Here is a 16,885-nt window from a genome sequence, read left to right on the forward strand (position 1 = left end):
GTGCAGATCGCATCTGATCCGGTTTCGGCAAGTGGCGTCTGGTAGGTGTCGACACGGCGCCGATAGGCCAGAATAGAGAGCCCGGCGAGCGGTCGGGATCGTGGAGAAATGAGTTATGGGGTTTGATCAGATTCGGCAGCGCCGTTTGTCTGACGATATTGTCGAGCGACTCGAGGGGATGATCCTTGAGGGCACGCTGAAGTCCGGTGAGCGGTTGCCGGCGGAGCGCACGCTGGCCGAACAATTTGGCGTATCACGGCCGTCGCTGCGTGAAGCGATTCAGAAACTGGCGGCGAAAGGGCTGCTGGTCAGTCGCCAAGGTGGCGGCAATTATGTGGTCGAGAGCCTGGGCTCAACGTTCAGTGATCCGCTGCTGCAATTGCTCGAAAGCAATCCCGAGGCGCAGCGCGATCTACTGGAATTTCGCCACACTCTGGAGGCATCGTGCGCCTATTACGCAGCATTGCGCGCTACGGATGTGGATCGCGAGCGGTTGACTGCAGCGTTCGAAGAGCTCCAGGACTGCTATTCGCGCCACGATGAAGTAAGCCGGGCGGAGGAGGGCGCAGCGGATGCGAAATTTCATCTGGCGATTGCTGAAGCCAGCCATAACGCAGTGTTGCTGCACACCATTCGCGGGCTGTTCGATCTGCTTAAGCGCAACGTCGTCACCAATATCGGCGGCATGTACAAGCAGCGCACGGAAACCCGCGACATGCTGATCACCCAGCACCGGGAATTGTATCTGGCGATTATTGAAGGGCGCGCGGAGCAGGCGCGGGAAGTCTCCAGTCGACACATTTTGTATGTGCAGGAAGTGCTGGAAGAGGTGCGGCAGGAGGTTCAGCGCATGGCCCGGGCGGAGCGGCGCAAGGGGATGTGATCAGTTGTTTTTGTGTTGATGCTGCAATAGCTTTCGCGAGCAGGCTCGCTCCCACATTGAAATGCACTCCAAATGTGGGAGCGAGCCTGCTCGCGAATACACTTTAAAGGCAGAAGAAATTAATCTTCCTTGCCCTTGTTGCGCACGGCACGCTGCAGCTCACGACCGGCATCGCGTTCGCGCTCGGTGTCACGCTTGTCGTATTCCTTCTTGCCCTTGCCCAGAGCAATTTCGCACTTGACCATGTGCTTGCTCCAGTACCAGGACAGGCAGACGCAGGCGTAACCCTTTTGCTGCACCATCGCGGCAAGCTTTTCCAGCTCGCGGCGGTTGAGCAGCAATTTGCGTGTGCGCACCGGGTCAGCGATGACGTGGGTGCTTGCGGTCATCAGAGGCGTGATGTGGCTGCCGAGCAACCACGCTTCGCCATCCTTGAGCAGGACGTAGCTGTCGACCAGCTGTAGCTTGCTTGCCCGCAGACTTTTTACTTCCCAGCCGGCCAGGACCAGACCAGCCTCGAACTTGTGCTCGATGAAGTAATCGTGTCGCGCCTTTTTGTTCTGCGCGATGGTCCCTGTTGGGTGTTTCTTCTGTTTAGCCATAGGGGCGGCATTATATGGAGATAAACGGCTGTCGGCTACGGTGATGCTGCGTGCTTGAGCAGGTTGAGTGAATCCCGGACAATGCGGCCTCTTTTTCTAACGCTTGGGCGTGATAAACGATGTCGACAGACAAGGTTTCTGTCCACGGCAGTTGGGCTAGCCGCTGGGTATTCATACTCGCCGCGACCGGTTCGGCCGTGGGACTGGGTAGTATCTGGAAGTTCCCCTACATGGTCGGGGTCTACGGCGGCGGTGCGTTTGTACTGATGTTTCTGGCGTGCATCGCGCTGATCGGCATCCCGGTCATGCTCGCTGAAACCCTGATCGGCCGGCGCGCCCGGCAAAGTCCGGCGAACGCCTTGAAGGTGCTGGCGCTGGAAGCCGGGCACTCGGGCAAATGGTCGTGGGGAGCGTTTGCCGGGATGATCACGGCCTTGCTGATCCTGTCTTTCTATAGTGTGGTGGGCGGTTGGTCGCTGGACTACATCGTCGATATGGGCCGCGGTGACTTCCAGGGCGCGACGGCCGATCAGGTCGGCGCTTATTTCGGCAATGTCATCTCCAATCCATGGCGCCTGACACTTTGGCACACGATTTTCATGCTGCTGTCAGCCTATGTGATCGCCAAAGGCGTGGTTGCCGGACTTGAGCGCAGCTTGCGCATCATGATGCCGCTGCTGTTCGTGATGATCCTGGTATTGCTGGGTTACAGCATGACCACCGGGCATTTCATGGAAGGCGTGCATTTCATGTTCGACTTCCACCCGGAAAAAGTCCTCGACGGCTTGTTGCCGGCGATGGGCCACGCGTTCTTCTCGCTGAGCGTCGGTGTCGGCTCGATCATGATCTACGGCGCTTACATGCCGAAGAGTTCGTCGCTGTCCGGCACGGTTGTCGGCGTGGCGCTGCTCGATACCTTTGTGTCGCTGGTCGCCGGTCTGGCCTTGTTCCCGATTGTGTTTGCCGGGGGGCTGAACCCTAGCGAAGGACCAGGCTTGATGTTCGTCAGCCTGCCATTTGCCTTTGGTAATGTGGCTTTTGGTCAATTGATGGGCGTGGTGTTCTTTGTGCTGGTGGCGATTGCGGCCTGGAGTTCGGCGATTTCGCTTCTGGAACCGATGGTTGCCTATCTGGTTGAGCGCACGAAAGTCAGTCGCGCGTGGGTGACTTTCTGGCTGGCGTTCATCTGCTGGTTCGTCGGTCTGGGCACGGTGTTCTCCTTCAATATCTGGAAGGAAGCCAAATTTTTCGTGAACGAAGGCGGGATGTTCCACCTCTACCAATGGGGAGCGCAGAGCGGTCTGGACTTCTTTGGCGTGATCGATTTCTTCACCTCGCGGATCATGTTGCCGCTCGGTGGCCTGTGTTTCGTGCTGTTTGCTGGATGGGTGATGGGGCGTGAAGCGGTACGCGACGAGTTGTCGATCCGCAACCCGGTACTGTTCGCCCTGTCTTTGTTCTTGATGCGCTACGTGGCGCCCATCGGCATTCTTGTAGTGTTTGCCGCTCAGCTCTGGAAGTAACGCTCACATGACGACACATATTCAACGATCGGCATTGCTGCCGTACCCGGCGCAATTTCTCTACGACCTGGTGAATGACGTGGCACGCTACCCGGAATTTCTGCCGTGGTGCTCGTCGGCCGAGGTACTGGAAAGCTCGCCGGAGCATATGCGCGCCAGTGTTGGCGTAGCGAAGGGTGGTCTCAGCCAGCATTTCGTGACGCGTAATACGCTGGTGCCAGGGCAGTCGATCGAGATGAACCTTGAAGAGGGGCCGTTCAATCAGTTGCACGGTGTCTGGGTGTTCAAGGTGTTGAACGAGAAGGCCTGCAAGATCAGTCTGGATCTGTCTTTCGACTATGCCGGGCCGCTGGTGCGCGCGACGTTGGGGCCGCTGTTCAATCAGGCCGCCAATACGCTGGTGGACGCGTTTTGCCAGCGCGCCAAGCAGATGCATGGTTGAGCCGGTGATCGAGATAGAGGTGGTGTACGCGGCCGTGGATCGTCAGGTTTTGCGCTCGGTTAGCATAAATGACGGCGCAACGGTGCGGGCTGCGGTGCTTGCGTCGGGTATCGGTGGCGAGTTCCCTGAGCTGAATCTGGCGGAATGTCCATTGGGCATTTTTGGCAAAGTGGTTACTGACCCGGATTCGCGGCTGATTCAGGCAGGGGAGCGCATCGAGATTTACCGACCATTGCTGGCCGATCCGAAAGAGGTACGGCGGTTGCGTGCGGCCAAGGCTGCCGAAGCCAAGGCCCGAAACGCGTAAAAACCCAATCGCAGACAATAAAAAACCCGGAGTTTCCGGGTTTTTTATTGTCTCGCCAATTATTGCGGCGAGGTGTCCAGCGGCTCTGGTGTCGGAACCGGAACGGTTTCTACACCATCGACGTCCTTCTGGATCTGATCCAGCAAGGAACCTGGCTTCACCGGTTTTTCCGGTGTTGGCTTCTCGGCGTTTTCAGCAGGAGCGGTCACCGTAGTGCCACTGTCCTTGCCGAGAATGGCTTCGTCACGGCTTACGCCCGGCATAAAGTCACCGGACAGGCTGACAAGCTGGTCGTTTGAGTTGAAAATAACGCTGATGCGTTCCTGTTGGCGTTCACCGCCACCCGGTTGCAGGCTGTACAGATAATCCCAGCGATCGGCATGGAACGTGTCGACAAGCAGAGGGTTACCCATGATAAACCGTACTTGCGGCCGGGTCATTCCCGGGCGTAACTGGTCTATCATGTCCTGCGTGACGACATTGCCCTGCTGGATGTCGATTTTGTAAACCCCGGGGAATGAACAACCGGCGAGTGCGAGCAGTCCCACAAAGGTGAAACTGGTTAGCAAGAGCTTGGTGTTTTGCATCGGTGGGCGACTTCCACTATCTTGGCTGGGACAACGTAAACGCCGATCATACCCGCATTAAGAGAAGCTGCGAAGCAGCATCGCGAGAAAGCTGACCATGGTTGAAAATAGCGAACTACGCAAAGCCGGCCTTAAAGTGACCCTGCCACGGGTCAAGATCCTGCAAATGCTCGACTCCACCGAGCAGCGTCACATGAGTGCCGAGGACGTCTACAAGGCGTTGATGGAAGCTGGCGAGGACGTCGGTCTGGCCACGGTTTACCGTGTTCTGACCCAGTTCGAAGCGGCTGGCCTCGTGGTCCGTCACAACTTCGACGGTGGCCATGCGGTTTTCGAGTTGGCCGACAGTGGTCACCACGACCACATGGTTAACGTGGAAACCGGTGAGGTTGTCGAATTCGTCAGCCCGGAAATCGAAAAGCTTCAGAAGGCAATTGCCGAGGAGCACGGTGTCGAGTTGGTGGATCACAACCTGGTGCTGTACATCCGCAAGAAAAAGTAAGCATGTCGCGCGAATTTCATATTCGCGAAACGAACGAAGGCGACCCAAGGGTCGCCTTCGTGCTTTCTGTCGTTGTCAAACCTTGGCGGTCACAACCATTTTTTTCGCGTGGGCCAGGGATTCCTTGGTCAGATCGATGCCGCCGAGCATCCGCGCCACTTCTTCTATGCGCTCGTTCTTGCTCAGTTTGGAGACGGCGGTGTGCGTCGCCTGTTCGCCCCGCACCTTGTGCACGAACAGATGCTGATGACCCTGCGCTGCCACCTGAGGCAAGTGCGTCACGGTCAGTACCTGGCCGCGATCCCCGAGACGGCGCAGCAGCTGGCCGACAATTTCAGCGGTAGGGCCACCAATGCCGACGTCCACTTCGTCGAACACCAGCGTCGGAACACGGGATGTCTGTGCGGTGATGACCTGAATCGCCAGGCTGATCCGTGACAGTTCGCCACCAGAAGCGACTTTTGCCAGCGCCTTCAGTGGTTGGCCCGGGTTGGCGCTGACCAGCAATTCGACCTGTTCCAGCCCGTTGGGCAGCAATTCGTCGCTGCTATTGGCCTTTAATTCAATGGTGAATCGACCTCCGGGCATGCCCAGACGCTGAATTTCCTGTTCAACCGCGCTGGCGAGACTGCTGGCAGCCTGATGACGCAAATCGCTCAGCTCCCGCGCCTTCTCTTGATAGTGGCGCGCGTAGGAAGCCAGTTCTTCTCCCAGGCGCTCGATGGACTCGTCATTGGCGTTGAGGGTTTCTATCTCATCCAGCAACTTCTGCTGCATTTCCCCGACCTCGGTCGGCTGAATCCGGTGTTTGCGCGCCAGCGTGTAGATCGCGTCGAGACGCTCTTCCAGATATTGCAGGCGCGCCGGATCGGCATCGAAGTTGTCGAGGAAGCGGTTGAGTTCGCCGACGGCCTCTTCGACCTGGATCTGCGCGCTGGTCAGTAGGCTGCTGGCTTCGCCCAATGCGCCGACGGAGTTATTCACGCTCGACAGGCGATTGAGGCTGGCGGTCAGTGCGTTCAACACATTGCCGGAATCGCTTTCGCTGCATTGCTCGACCACTTGCCGACAAATGCCCAGCAGCGTCTCGGCGTTGGTCAGGTTTTTGTGTTCCTGCTCCAGTTGCTCAAGTTCGTTCTCGCCGAGACCGAGGTTTTCCAGTTCTTCGAGTTGATAGCTCAGCAATTGATGGCGCGCGCGTTGTTCGTCGCCGGAGTTGGAGAGGCGCTCCAGTTCCTGGCGAGTCTGGCGCCAGCGCTGGGCGGCGAGCTGAACCTGGCGCGCCAGATCGGTGGCGCCGGCGTACTCGTCCAGCAAACGGCGATGGGTATCAGTTTTCAGCAGGGACTGGTGTTCATGCTGGCTGTGGATATCGATCAACAACTCGCCCAGCGACTTGAGATCGCCCAGTGGGCAAGGGGTGCCGTTGATGTAGCCGCGCGAGCGACCCTCCGACGTGATTACCCGGCGCAGAATGCACGGGCCATCCGTCTCCAGATCGCGCTCGGCCAGCCACGTGCTGGCTTCAGGGATGTCGGCCAGATCGAAGGTCGCAAGGATATCGGCCTTGTCGGCACCGGGGCGAACCACGCCGCTGTCGGCACGATCACCAAGGGTCAGGCCCAGGGCGTCGAGCATGATCGACTTGCCGGCGCCGGTTTCCCCTGTGATCACGCTCATCCCGCGATCGAGTTCGAGATCGAGGTGTTCAACGATGGCGTAGTTATGTACGGACAGGTGCACCAGCATAAAGGCCGCTCCCAGGCTTTAGGTCTGGTTATTTATACAGTGTTTTGTTTCGGGCTGACAATGCCCTCCCTTAGCTCGATTCGCTTGAACATAAAAACTGCTTAGCGCATTCAGGAATGAGAATGTGGCACTTTTTTGTAGGGTTAATGGTTGAAAGCCCTTGAAGCCTGATTTTGCGGCCCCATATATCGGGGCAGAAGCGCGAGTCAGGCTCGCGGACGAAATTGAAAGGAGAATTCTATGGCTGACGAACAGACAGTAGATACGCAAAACCCAGAAGCCAATCAGGCGCCCGAAGGTTCGGGTGATGACCTGGCGACCCGTGTACAAGTGCTCGAAGAGCAATTGGCCGCCGCGCAGGATCAGTCTCTGCGTGTTGCTGCCGATCTGCAGAACGTCCGTCGCCGTGCCGAGCAGGATGTCGAGAAGGCGCACAAGTTTGCCCTGGAAAAATTCGCCGGCGACCTGTTGCCGATCGTCGACAGTCTGGAGCGCGGCCTTGAGCTGTCGAACCCGGACGACGAAAGCATCCGTCCGATGCGCGAAGGCATCGAGCTGACGCTGAAAATGTTCCACGACACCCTCAAGCGTTATCAGCTGGAAGCGATCGACCCGCATGGCGAGCCGTTCAACGCCGTTCAGCATCAGGCGATGGCCATGCAGGAAAGCGCCGACGTAGAACCGAACAGCGTTCTGAAGGTGTTCCAGAAGGGCTACCAGCTCAACGGTCGCCTGTTGCGCCCGGCCATGGTTGTGGTCAGCAAGGCGCCTGCGCCAATTTCGCCTTCGATCGACGAGAAGGCTTGAAATTAGCCGCAAGGCCCCCATTTAGAAGTCAAGCGTTTAAGTATTACCGCAGTTAGCCACCACTGCTGCGGCAACAAAATCCAAAGTTTCGGGAGAGTTAACATGGGCAAAATTATCGGTATCGACCTGGGGACCACCAACTCCTGCGTCTCCGTGCTGGAAAACGGCAAAGCAAAAGTTATCGAAAACGCTGAAGGCGCGCGTACCACGCCGTCGATCATCGCTTACGCCAACGATGGCGAAATCCTTGTAGGTCAGTCGGCCAAGCGTCAGGCTGTGACCAACCCGCACAACACTCTGTACGCGGTAAAGCGTCTGATCGGTCGTCGTTTCGACGAAGAAGTTGTGCAGAAAGACATCCAGATGGTCCCTTACAAGATCGTCAAGGCTGACAACAACGACGCTTGGGTTGAAGTGAACGGCCAGAAAATGGCGCCGCCACAAATCTCGGCTGAAATCCTGAAAAAGATGAAGAAGACCGCCGAAGACTACCTCGGCGAGACCGTGACCGAAGCGGTGATCACCGTTCCGGCCTACTTCAACGACAGCCAGCGTCAGGCGACCAAAGACGCCGGCCGCATCGCCGGTCTGGACGTAAAACGTATCATCAACGAACCAACCGCAGCCGCTCTGGCTTACGGTATGGACAAGGCCAAGGGCGATCACACCGTGATCGTTTATGACCTGGGTGGTGGTACCTTCGACGTTTCCGTGATCGAGATCGCTGAAGTTGATGGCGAGCACCAGTTCGAAGTTCTGGCCACCAACGGTGACACGTTCCTCGGCGGTGAAGACTTTGACATTCGTCTGATCGACTACCTCGTTGACGAATTCAAGAAAGAAAGCGGCATGAACCTCAAGGGTGACCCGCTGGCCATGCAGCGCCTGAAAGAAGCCGCTGAGAAAGCCAAGATCGAGCTGTCGTCCGCTCAGTCGACCGACGTCAACCTGCCGTACATCACTGCAGATGCCACCGGTCCTAAGCACCTCAACGTGAAGATCTCGCGTGCCAAGCTCGAAGCACTGGTTGAAGACCTGGTTCAGCGCACCATCGAGCCTTGCCGCATCGCCATGAAAGACGCTGGTCTGGACGTTGGCGCGATCAACGACGTGATCCTGGTCGGTGGTCAGACCCGTATGCCGCTGGTGCAGAAGCTGGTTACTGATTTCTTCGGTAAAGAAGCTCGCAAAGACGTTAACCCGGACGAAGCTGTTGCCATGGGTGCTGCGATTCAGGGCGCTGTTCTGGCTGGTGACGTCAAAGACGTTTTGCTGCTCGACGTCAGCCCGCTGACTCTGGGTATCGAAACCATGGGTGGCGTGATGACCGCGCTGATCGAGAAAAACACCACGATTCCTACCAAGAAATCGCAAGTGTTCTCGACTGCCGACGACAACCAGGGCGCTGTGACCATTCACGTGCTGCAGGGCGAGCGTAAGCAAGCCACTCAGAACAAGTCCCTGGGCAAGTTCGACCTGGCCGACATTCCACCTGCTCCACGTGGCGTGCCGCAGATCGAAGTGACCTTCGACATCGACGCTAACGGCATCCTGCACGTTGGTGCGAAAGACAAGGCAACCGGCAAGACCCAGTCGATCGTGATCAAGGCCAACTCCGGTCTGTCCGACGAAGAAATCGAGCGCATGGTGCGTGACGCCGAAGCGAATGCTGAGGAAGACCGCAAGTTCGAAGAACTGGCCGCTGCCCGTAACCAGGGTGACGCACTGGTTCACTCGACTCGCAAGATGATTGCTGACGCGGGCGACAAAGTCACCGCTGAAGAGAAGACTGCGATCGAAGCTGCTGTGGTTGCTCTGGAAGCCGCTGTCAAAGGCGACGACAAGGCTGCTATCGAAGCGAAGGTTGAAGAGCTGTCGAAAGTCTCCGCTCCGGTTGCTCAGAAGATGTACGCCGAACAGGCTCAGCCAGCTGATGGCGCAGCCCCGCAAGGCGAATCGGCTGAGAAGGCTGACGACGTTGTCGATGCAGAGTTCGAAGAAGTCAAAGACCACAAGTAAGTTGTTGGTCGGCCGGTTGACTGCCTTTAGGCAGTGACTGGTAGGATGTCGCCGCGCGGGAGCTAGCTCCCGCGTTGGCGTATCTGGAATACGCGAATTTTTACAGCATGCGACAAGCCTCGTGTGTTGCTGGTATGGCCGGGAATGCTCCTGCTTTTCGTGCCGCAAGTACCACAAGAAACAAAGACCAGGATCGTTGAATTGACGTGAGTTGGGTCCGGGCCTGTATTGGGGCTCAACGAGTTTGACGATCCTCAGGAGGGGTTTGTCGGACGTCCTCAAGAGTGCAGAAGACTTATGGCAAAGCGTGACTATTACGAAGTGTTGGGTGTTGAGCGCGGCTCAAGCGATGCGGACCTGAAGAAGGCTTACCGTCGTCTGGCGATGAAGCATCACCCGGACCGTAATCCCGATGACAAAGCGTCGGAAGAAATGTTCAAAGAGGCCAACGAGGCCTATGAAGTGCTGTCCGACTCGAGCAAGCGCGCGGCGTACGACCAGTACGGTCATGCCGGTGTCGACCCGAGCATGGGTGGCGGTGGCGCCGGTTTCGGCGGTCAGAATTTCTCGGACATCTTTGGTGATGTCTTCAGTGATTTCTTCGGTGGCGGTCGCGGCGGTTCCCGTGGCGGCGCTCAGCGTGGCAGCGACTTGCGCTACACCCTGGAGCTGAATCTGGAAGAAGCGGTGCGCGGCACGACCGTGAATATCCGTGTTCCGACACTGGTCAACTGCAAGCCGTGCGACGGTTCGGGCGCGAAGAAAGGTTCGTCGCCATCGACGTGCCCGACTTGCGGCGGCATCGGTCAGGTGCGCATGCAGCAGGGCTTCTTCTCGGTGCAGCAGACCTGCCCGCGTTGCCATGGCCAAGGCAAGATCATTTCCGATCCTTGCGACTCCTGCCACGGTGATGGTCGCGTCGAAGAGTACAAAACCTTGTCGGTCAAAGTGCCGGCCGGCGTTGATACCGGCGACCGCATTCGTCTGTCTGGCGAAGGCGAGGCGGGCACGCAGGGCGGCCCGACGGGCGACCTGTACGTGGTTATCAATGTCCGCGAGCACGACATCTTCCAGCGCGATGGCAAGCATCTGTTCTGCGAAGTGCCGATCAGCTTCGTCGATGCGGCGCTGGGCGGCGAGCTGGAAATTCCGACCCTCGACGGTCGCGTCAAACTGAAAATCCCCGAAGGTACTCAGACCGGCAAGCAGTTCCGCGTACGCGGTAAAGGCGTGGCGCCGGTGCGTGGCGGCGGTGCGGGCGACTTGATGTGTCGTGTGGCCGTCGAGACCCCGGTCAACCTGAACCGTCGTCAGCGCGAATTGCTGGAAGAGTTCCGCAGTTCGCTGGCGGACGACAACAGCCATTCACCGAAAACCACCGGTTGGTTTGACGGTGTGAAGCGCTTCTTCGGCGATCTGTAAGGAGTCGGCATGCGACGTATAGCTGTGATGGGCGCTGCTGGGCGCATGGGCAAGATTCTGGTCGAAGCCGTGCAGCAGCGCGCGCCGCTGACCGGGTTGACCGCTGCTGTGGTTCGTCCTGGCAGCACGCTGATCGGCGTCGATGCCGGCGAGCTGGCGTCGCTGGGTCGCATCGGTGTGCCGTTGTCCGGGCATATCGAGGCTGTGGCTGAAGAGTTCGATGTGTTGATCGACTTCACCCTGCCGGAAGTGATGCTGAAAAACCTCGCGTTCTGCCGCAAGGCAGGCAAGGCCATGGTTATCGGCACTACCGGGCTGGACGCGGCGCAGAAGCAGTTGCTGGTCGAGGCGGGCAAGGATATTCCGATCGTGTTCGCGGCCAACTTCAGTGTTGGCGTCAATCTGTCGCTGAAGCTGCTGGATATGGCAGCGCGCGTGCTGGGCGATGATGCTGATATCGAAATCATCGAAGCTCATCACCGTCACAAGATCGATGCGCCGTCGGGTACGGCGTTGCGCATGGGTGAAGTGATCGCCAGTGCGCTGGACCGTGATTTGCAGAAAGTCGCGGTGTACGGTCGCGAAGGTCATACCGGTGCTCGCGAGCGTGAAACCATCGGTTTTGCCACCGTGCGCGGCGGTGACGTGGTGGGTGACCACACCGTGCTGTTCGCCTGCGAAGGTGAGCGTCTGGAGATCACGCACAAGGCGTCGAGCCGTATGACTTTTGCCAAGGGCGCGGTGCGTGCGGCGTTGTGGCTGGACGGTCGCGAGCCGGGTCTGTACGACATGCAAGACGTGCTCGACCTGCGTTGATACACTGCTGAACCCAGCGCAAACGCCCTGTTTGCGCTGGTTTTTCTCCGCTTGGCGACGACCTGTCGCATTCTCCGGCCTTTTCGGCTCTTTAGCGGTGGACCAAAAAAGCCTTTTTCTGTAAGCTACAGCTTTAGTGTGTCCACTAAAAGCGCGCAGAATAATTCAGTGAAGAAGCGGGGTGACGTGTCCATACGTCACTCCGCTTTTTTACAACCTGCGATCGCCCTTTCATGCGTTATTTACGGGAGGTCTTCTTGACTAAGCCAGCCATACTTGCCCTTGCTGATGGCAGCATTTTTCGCGGCGAAGCCATTGGTGCCGACGGTCAAACCGTTGGTGAGGTGGTGTTCAACACCGCAATGACCGGCTATCAGGAAATCCTTACCGATCCTTCCTACGCCCAACAGATCGTTACCCTGACTTACCCGCACATCGGCAACACCGGCACCACGCCGGAAGATGCCGAGTCCGATCGCGTCTGGTCCGCTGGCCTGGTCATCCGTGACCTGCCGCTGGTAGCGAGCAACTGGCGTAACACGATGTCCCTGTCCGACTACCTGAAAGCCAACAACGTTGTGGCCATCGCCGGTATCGACACCCGTCGCCTGACCCGCATCCTGCGTGAAAAAGGCGCACAGAACGGCTGCATCATGGCTGGTGACAACATCTCCGAAGAAGCGGCCATCGCCGCGGCGCAAGGCTTCCCGGGCCTGAAGGGCATGGATCTGGCGAAAGTCGTCAGCACCAAGACTCAATACGAGTGGCGCTCGACTGTCTGGGATCTGAAAACCGACAGCCACGCGACCATCGAAGCCTCCGAGCTGCCCTACCACGTGGTTGCCTACGATTACGGCGTCAAGGTCAACATCCTGCGCATGCTGGTCGAGCGCGGCTGCCGCGTCACCGTGGTGCCGGCTCAGACCCCAGCCGCTGATGTGCTGGCACTGAAGCCGGACGGCGTGTTCCTGTCCAACGGCCCTGGTGATCCGGAGCCATGCGATTACGCGATCAAGGCGATCAAGGAAGTCCTGGAAACCGAAATTCCGGTATTCGGCATCTGCCTCGGTCACCAACTGTTGGCACTGGCCTCCGGCGCCAAGACCCTGAAAATGGGCCACGGCCACCACGGTGCCAACCACCCGGTGCAGGATCTGGATACTGGCGTTGTGATGATCACCAGCCAGAACCACGGTTTCGCGGTAGACGAAGAAACCCTGCCAGCCAACGTGCGCGCGATCCACAAATCGCTGTTCGATGGAACCCTGCAAGGCATCGAACGCACCGACAAGAGCGCGTTCAGCTTCCAGGGTCACCCTGAAGCGAGCCCGGGCCCGAACGATGTCGCGCCACTGTTCGACCGCTTCATCAACGAGATGGCCAAGCGACGCTAAGCGTTCGCCTTGAGACTGTAGAGAGAAGCCCTTCGAGGGTGGCCCCGATCCCGGCGGCCCCTTCGAGACTTCAGAAATCGATCAAGACGGCTTGCCGACTGACCTGCGGATTTGAGTGACAAACCCATGCCAAAACGTACAGACATTAAAAGCATCCTGATTCTCGGCGCTGGCCCGATCGTTATCGGCCAGGCCTGCGAATTCGACTACTCCGGCGCCCAGGCCTGCAAAGCCCTGCGCGAAGAGGGTTACCGCGTCATCCTGGTGAACTCCAACCCGGCCACCATCATGACCGACCCGGACATGGCCGACGCCACCTACATCGAGCCGATCAAGTGGCAGACCGTTGCCAAGATCATCGAGAAAGAACGTCCGGACGCGGTGCTGCCAACCATGGGCGGCCAGACTGCTCTGAACTGCGCCCTGGACCTGGAGCGCGAAGGCGTTCTGGAGAAGTTCGGTGTAGAAATGATCGGTGCCAACGCCGACACCATCGACAAGGCTGAAGACCGTTCGCGTTTCGACAAGGCGATGAAATCCATCGGCCTGGCGTGCCCGCGTTCCGGTATCGCCCACAGCATGGAAGAAGCCAACGCGGTTCTCGAAACCCTGGGCTTCCCGTGCATCATCCGTCCGTCCTTCACCATGGGCGGCACCGGTGGTGGTATCGCTTACAACCGTGAAGAGTTCGAAGAAATCTGCGCCCGCGGTCTGGACCTGTCGCCGACCAAAGAGCTGCTGATCGACGAATCGCTGATCGGCTGGAAAGAATATGAGATGGAAGTTGTCCGCGACAAAAAGGACAACTGCATCATCGTCTGCTCGATCGAAAACTTCGACCCGATGGGCGTGCACACCGGTGACTCGATCACCGTGGCTCCAGCACAAACCCTGACCGACAAGGAATACCAGATCCTGCGTAACGCCTCCTTGGCGGTACTGCGCGAGATCGGCGTCGAGACGGGCGGTTCCAACGTTCAATTCGGTATCTGCCCGAACACTGGCCGCATGGTCGTGATCGAAATGAACCCGCGTGTATCGCGTTCCTCGGCACTGGCCTCGAAAGCCACCGGTTTCCCGATCGCCAAAGTCGCGGCCAAACTGGCTGTGGGCTACACCCTCGACGAACTGTCGAACGACATCACCGGCGGCAAGACCCCGGCGTCCTTCGAGCCGTCGATCGACTATGTCGTGACCAAGCTGCCGCGTTTCGCCTTCGAGAAATTCGCCAAGGCTGACGCGCGCCTGACCACTCAGATGAAGTCGGTTGGTGAAGTCATGGCCATCGGTCGTACTTTCCAGGAATCCCTGCAGAAAGCTCTGCGCGGTCTGGAAGTGGGCGTTTGCGGTCTGGACGAGAAGCTCGACCTGAGCAACCCGGAAAGCATGAGCGTGCTCAAGCGCGAACTGACCGTGCCGGGCGCCGAGCGTATCTGGTACGTGGCGGACGCTTTCCGCGCTGGCCTGACCGTCGAAGACATCTTCGGCATGAACATGATCGATCCGTGGTTCTTGGTGCAGATCGAAGATCTGATCAAGGAAGAAGAGAAGGTCAAGACCCTCGGTCTGTCCGCTATCGACCGCGATCTGATGTTCAAGCTCAAGCGCAAAGGCTTCTCCGATCAGCGCCTGGCCAAGCTGCTGGGTGTGACCGAGAAGAACCTGCGTACCCACCGTCAAAAGCTCGAAGTGTTCCCGGTCTACAAGCGCGTTGACACCTGCGCCGCCGAGTTTGCCACTGATACCGCTTACCTCTACTCGACGTACGAGGAAGAGTGCGAAGCCGCGCCGTCGGGCCGCGACAAGATCATGATTCTGGGTGGCGGTCCGAACCGTATTGGCCAGGGCATCGAGTTTGACTACTGCTGCGTTCACGCCGCCCTCGCTCTGCGCGAAGATGGCTACGAAACCATCATGGTCAACTGCAACCCGGAAACCGTTTCCACCGACTACGACACTTCCGACCGTCTGTACTTCGAGCCGGTGACCCTGGAAGACGTACTGGAAATCTGCCGTGTCGAGAAGCCGAAAGGCGTGATCGTCCAGTACGGCGGCCAGACCCCGCTGAAACTGGCTCGTGCCCTGGAAGCCGCCGGTGTGCCAATCATCGGCACCAGCCCAGACGCCATCGACCGCGCTGAAGACCGTGAGCGCTTCCAGCAAATGGTTGAGCGCCTGAATCTGCGTCAGCCGCCAAACGCCACCGTACGCAGCGAAGATGAAGCTGTTCGTGCTGCTGCGAAAATCGGTTATCCGCTGGTGGTGCGCCCGTCCTATGTACTGGGCGGCCGTGCGATGGAAATCGTTTATAAAGAAGACGAGCTCAAGCGTTACCTGCGTGACGCGGTGCAAGTGTCCAACGACAGCCCGGTGCTGCTCGACCACTTCCTCAACTGCGCCATCGAAATGGACGTGGATGCGGTCTGCGACGGCAAAGACGTGGTGATCGGCGCGATCATGCAGCACATCGAACAGGCTGGTGTTCACTCCGGTGACTCCGCGTGCTCGCTGCCGCCGTACTCGCTGCCGGCGCACATCCAGGACGAGATGCGCGAACAGGTCAAGAAAATGGCCTTGGAACTGGGCGTTGTCGGCCTGATGAACGTGCAGTTGGCTTTGCAGGGCGAAGACATCTACGTCATCGAAGTCAACCCGCGCGCTTCCCGCACCGTACCGTTCGTGTCGAAGTGCATCGGTGTCTCCCTGGCGATGATCGCTGCCCGCGTGATGGCCGGTAAGACCCTGAAAGAAATCGGCTTCACCAAAGAAATCATCCCGAACTTCTACAGCGTGAAAGAGGCGGTGTTCCCGTTCGCCAAATTCCCTGGCGTTGACCCGATCCTCGGCCCAGAGATGAAGTCGACCGGTGAAGTGATGGGCGTCGGTGACACCTTCGGTGAAGCATTCGCCAAAGCCCAGATGGGCGCCAGTGAAGTGCTGCCGACCGGCGGTACTGCGTTCATCAGCGTGCGCGACGACGACAAGCCATTGGTTGCAGGCGTGGCCCGTGATCTGATCAACTTGGGCTTCGAAGTGGTTGCCACTGCCGGTACTGCCAAGCTGATCGAAGCCGCAGGCCTGAAAGTGCGCCGTGTGAACAAGGTGACCGAGGGGCGTCCGCACGTGGTCGACATGATCAAGAATGACGAAGTCACGCTGATCATCAACACCACCGAAGGTCGTCAGTCGATCGCTGATTCCTACTCCATTCGTCGTAATGCCTTGCAGCACAAGATCTATTGCACCACCACCATTGCTGCTGGCGAAGCTATCTGTGAAGCGCTGAAGTTCGGTCCGGAAAAGACCGTGCGCCGCTTGCAGGATCTACACGCAGGATTGAAGGCATGATCAAATACCCAATGACCGTCCAGGGCGCTAAAGCCCTGGAAGAAGAACACGCTCACCTGACCAAGGTCGTTCGTCCGAAGCTCAGCCAGGACATCGGTACGGCCCGCGAGTTGGGAGACTTGAAAGAAAACGCTGAATACCATGCCGCCCGCGAACAGCAAGGCATGGTTGAGGCGCGGATTCGTGACATCGAAGGCCGGATTCAGAATCAGGTCATCATCGACGTCACGACCATTGCTCATACCGGCAAGGTGATTTTTGGCACTACCGTCGAAATCGCCAACGTCGAGACCGATGAAAGCGTCACTTACCACATCGTGGGTGAGGATGAGGCTGACTTCAAACTCGGCAAGATTTCCGTCGGCTCGCCTTTGGCCCGTGCCTTGATCGGCAAGGAAGAGGGCGATGTGGTCGCCGTGAAAACGCCGAGCGGCGTGATCGAGTACGAGATTGTCGAAGTCCGTCACATCTGAAAAAGGGCGCC

The 16,885-nt window shown here is 58.4% G+C and carries 15 protein-coding genes; 12 read left to right on the forward strand and 3 right to left on the reverse strand.

Going from position 1 to position 16,885, the window contains the following annotated elements; all coding sequences use genetic code 11:
• Positions 1-115 precede the first annotated feature (115 nt).
• The gene (locus tag QOM10_RS03985; RefSeq protein ID WP_007915207.1) at positions 116-883 is read left to right on the forward strand and encodes an FCD domain-containing protein; all 768 of its coding nucleotides are present in this window, start codon (positions 116-118) and stop codon (positions 881-883) included.
• Between the two features lie 119 nt (positions 884-1,002).
• Here QOM10_RS03985 and smpB read toward each other — a convergent pair whose 3' ends face one another.
• Positions 1,003-1,485, reverse strand: a complete 483-nt coding sequence (smpB, locus tag QOM10_RS03990) for an SsrA-binding protein SmpB (RefSeq protein WP_008088297.1) — start codon at positions 1,483-1,485, stop codon at positions 1,003-1,005.
• Positions 1,486-1,604: 119 nt separating this feature from the next.
• On the opposite strand from smpB, the gene QOM10_RS03995 reads away from it, so the two are divergent.
• Genes QOM10_RS03995 through QOM10_RS04005 form a run of 3 tightly spaced genes read left to right on the forward strand, consistent with a single transcriptional unit; the run spans position 1,605 to position 3,757 of the window.
• Entirely contained in the window at positions 1,605-3,008 is a 1,404-nt protein-coding gene (locus QOM10_RS03995) for a sodium-dependent transporter (protein WP_150749595.1), read from the forward strand.
• A gap of 7 nt (positions 3,009-3,015) precedes the next feature.
• On the forward strand, positions 3,016-3,450 hold the full coding sequence (locus QOM10_RS04000; RefSeq protein WP_016986510.1) for a type II toxin-antitoxin system RatA family toxin: 435 nt from the start codon (positions 3,016-3,018) through the stop codon (positions 3,448-3,450).
• Positions 3,443-3,757, forward strand: a complete 315-nt coding sequence (locus QOM10_RS04005; protein ID WP_137219101.1) for an RnfH family protein — start codon at positions 3,443-3,445, stop codon at positions 3,755-3,757. Before QOM10_RS04000 ends, QOM10_RS04005 begins: the two co-directional genes overlap by 8 nt.
• 59 nt (positions 3,758-3,816) lie before the next feature.
• Here QOM10_RS04005 and QOM10_RS04010 read toward each other — a convergent pair whose 3' ends face one another.
• On the reverse strand, positions 3,817-4,344 hold the full coding sequence (locus QOM10_RS04010) for an outer membrane protein assembly factor BamE (protein ID WP_007915215.1): 528 nt from the start codon (positions 4,342-4,344) through the stop codon (positions 3,817-3,819).
• 97 nt (positions 4,345-4,441) lie between these two features.
• On the opposite strand from QOM10_RS04010, the gene fur reads away from it, so the two are divergent.
• Positions 4,442-4,846 carry a ferric iron uptake transcriptional regulator gene (gene fur, locus QOM10_RS04015; protein ID WP_007915216.1) on the forward strand — a complete coding sequence of 135 codons (405 nt, stop codon included), beginning with the start codon at positions 4,442-4,444 and terminating at the stop codon, positions 4,844-4,846.
• Between the two features lie 75 nt (positions 4,847-4,921).
• Here fur and recN read toward each other — a convergent pair whose 3' ends face one another.
• Entirely contained in the window at positions 4,922-6,595 is a 1,674-nt protein-coding gene (gene recN / locus QOM10_RS04020) for a DNA repair protein RecN (RefSeq protein ID WP_316917643.1), read from the reverse strand.
• 240 nt (positions 6,596-6,835) lie between these two features.
• On the opposite strand from recN, the gene grpE reads away from it, so the two are divergent.
• The 7 genes from grpE to greA all read left to right on the forward strand — a co-directional run bounded on the left by grpE (position 6,836) and on the right by greA (position 16,874).
• Positions 6,836-7,402, forward strand: coding sequence for a nucleotide exchange factor GrpE (gene grpE / locus QOM10_RS04025; protein ID WP_007915219.1), 567 nt, complete (start codon positions 6,836-6,838; stop codon positions 7,400-7,402).
• 102 nt (positions 7,403-7,504) lie between these two features.
• Complete coding sequence (gene dnaK / locus QOM10_RS04030) at positions 7,505-9,421, forward strand: molecular chaperone DnaK (protein WP_007915221.1); 1,917 nt, start codon at positions 7,505-7,507, stop codon at positions 9,419-9,421.
• 297 nt (positions 9,422-9,718) lie between these two features.
• Entirely contained in the window at positions 9,719-10,843 is a 1,125-nt protein-coding gene (gene dnaJ / locus QOM10_RS04035) for a molecular chaperone DnaJ (protein WP_007915222.1), read from the forward strand.
• A 9-nt stretch (positions 10,844-10,852) separates the two neighbouring features.
• Positions 10,853-11,659, forward strand: a complete 807-nt coding sequence (gene dapB / locus QOM10_RS04040) for a 4-hydroxy-tetrahydrodipicolinate reductase (RefSeq protein ID WP_038357479.1) — start codon at positions 10,853-10,855, stop codon at positions 11,657-11,659.
• Positions 11,660-11,916: 257 nt separating this feature from the next.
• Entirely contained in the window at positions 11,917-13,053 is a 1,137-nt protein-coding gene (gene carA, locus QOM10_RS04045) for a glutamine-hydrolyzing carbamoyl-phosphate synthase small subunit (protein WP_007953761.1), read from the forward strand.
• A gap of 126 nt (positions 13,054-13,179) precedes the next feature.
• Positions 13,180-16,401 (forward strand): carbamoyl-phosphate synthase large subunit, encoded by a 3,222-nt coding sequence (carB, locus tag QOM10_RS04050; protein ID WP_110718999.1) that lies wholly within the window; start codon positions 13,180-13,182, stop codon positions 16,399-16,401.
• Entirely contained in the window at positions 16,398-16,874 is a 477-nt protein-coding gene (gene greA / locus QOM10_RS04055) for a transcription elongation factor GreA (protein WP_034154417.1), read from the forward strand. Before carB ends, greA begins: the two co-directional genes overlap by 4 nt.
• Positions 16,875-16,885 lie beyond the last annotated feature (11 nt).

The sequence above is a fragment of the Pseudomonas sp. P108 genome (assembly GCF_032613195.1).
GTDB lineage: Bacteria > Pseudomonadota > Gammaproteobacteria > Pseudomonadales > Pseudomonadaceae > Aquipseudomonas.

Coding starts and splice junctions, on each gene's coding strand:
- QOM10_RS03985 (WP_007915207.1), top strand. CDS start 116: ATGGGGTTTGATCAGATTCGGCAGCGCCGTTTGTCTGACGATATTGTC.
- smpB (WP_008088297.1), bottom strand. CDS start 1,485: ATGGCTAAACAGAAGAAACACCCAACAGGGACCATCGCGCAGAACAAA.
- QOM10_RS03995 (WP_150749595.1), top strand. CDS start 1,605: ATGTCGACAGACAAGGTTTCTGTCCACGGCAGTTGGGCTAGCCGCTGG.
- QOM10_RS04000 (WP_016986510.1), top strand. CDS start 3,016: ATGACGACACATATTCAACGATCGGCATTGCTGCCGTACCCGGCGCAA.
- QOM10_RS04005 (WP_137219101.1), top strand. CDS start 3,443: ATGGTTGAGCCGGTGATCGAGATAGAGGTGGTGTACGCGGCCGTGGAT.
- QOM10_RS04010 (WP_007915215.1), bottom strand. CDS start 4,344: ATGCAAAACACCAAGCTCTTGCTAACCAGTTTCACCTTTGTGGGACTG.
- fur (WP_007915216.1), top strand. CDS start 4,442: ATGGTTGAAAATAGCGAACTACGCAAAGCCGGCCTTAAAGTGACCCTG.
- recN (WP_316917643.1), bottom strand. CDS start 6,595: ATGCTGGTGCACCTGTCCGTACATAACTACGCCATCGTTGAACACCTC.
- grpE (WP_007915219.1), top strand. CDS start 6,836: ATGGCTGACGAACAGACAGTAGATACGCAAAACCCAGAAGCCAATCAG.
- dnaK (WP_007915221.1), top strand. CDS start 7,505: ATGGGCAAAATTATCGGTATCGACCTGGGGACCACCAACTCCTGCGTC.
- dnaJ (WP_007915222.1), top strand. CDS start 9,719: ATGGCAAAGCGTGACTATTACGAAGTGTTGGGTGTTGAGCGCGGCTCA.
- dapB (WP_038357479.1), top strand. CDS start 10,853: ATGCGACGTATAGCTGTGATGGGCGCTGCTGGGCGCATGGGCAAGATT.
- carB (WP_110718999.1), top strand. CDS start 13,180: ATGCCAAAACGTACAGACATTAAAAGCATCCTGATTCTCGGCGCTGGC.
- greA (WP_034154417.1), top strand. CDS start 16,398: ATGATCAAATACCCAATGACCGTCCAGGGCGCTAAAGCCCTGGAAGAA.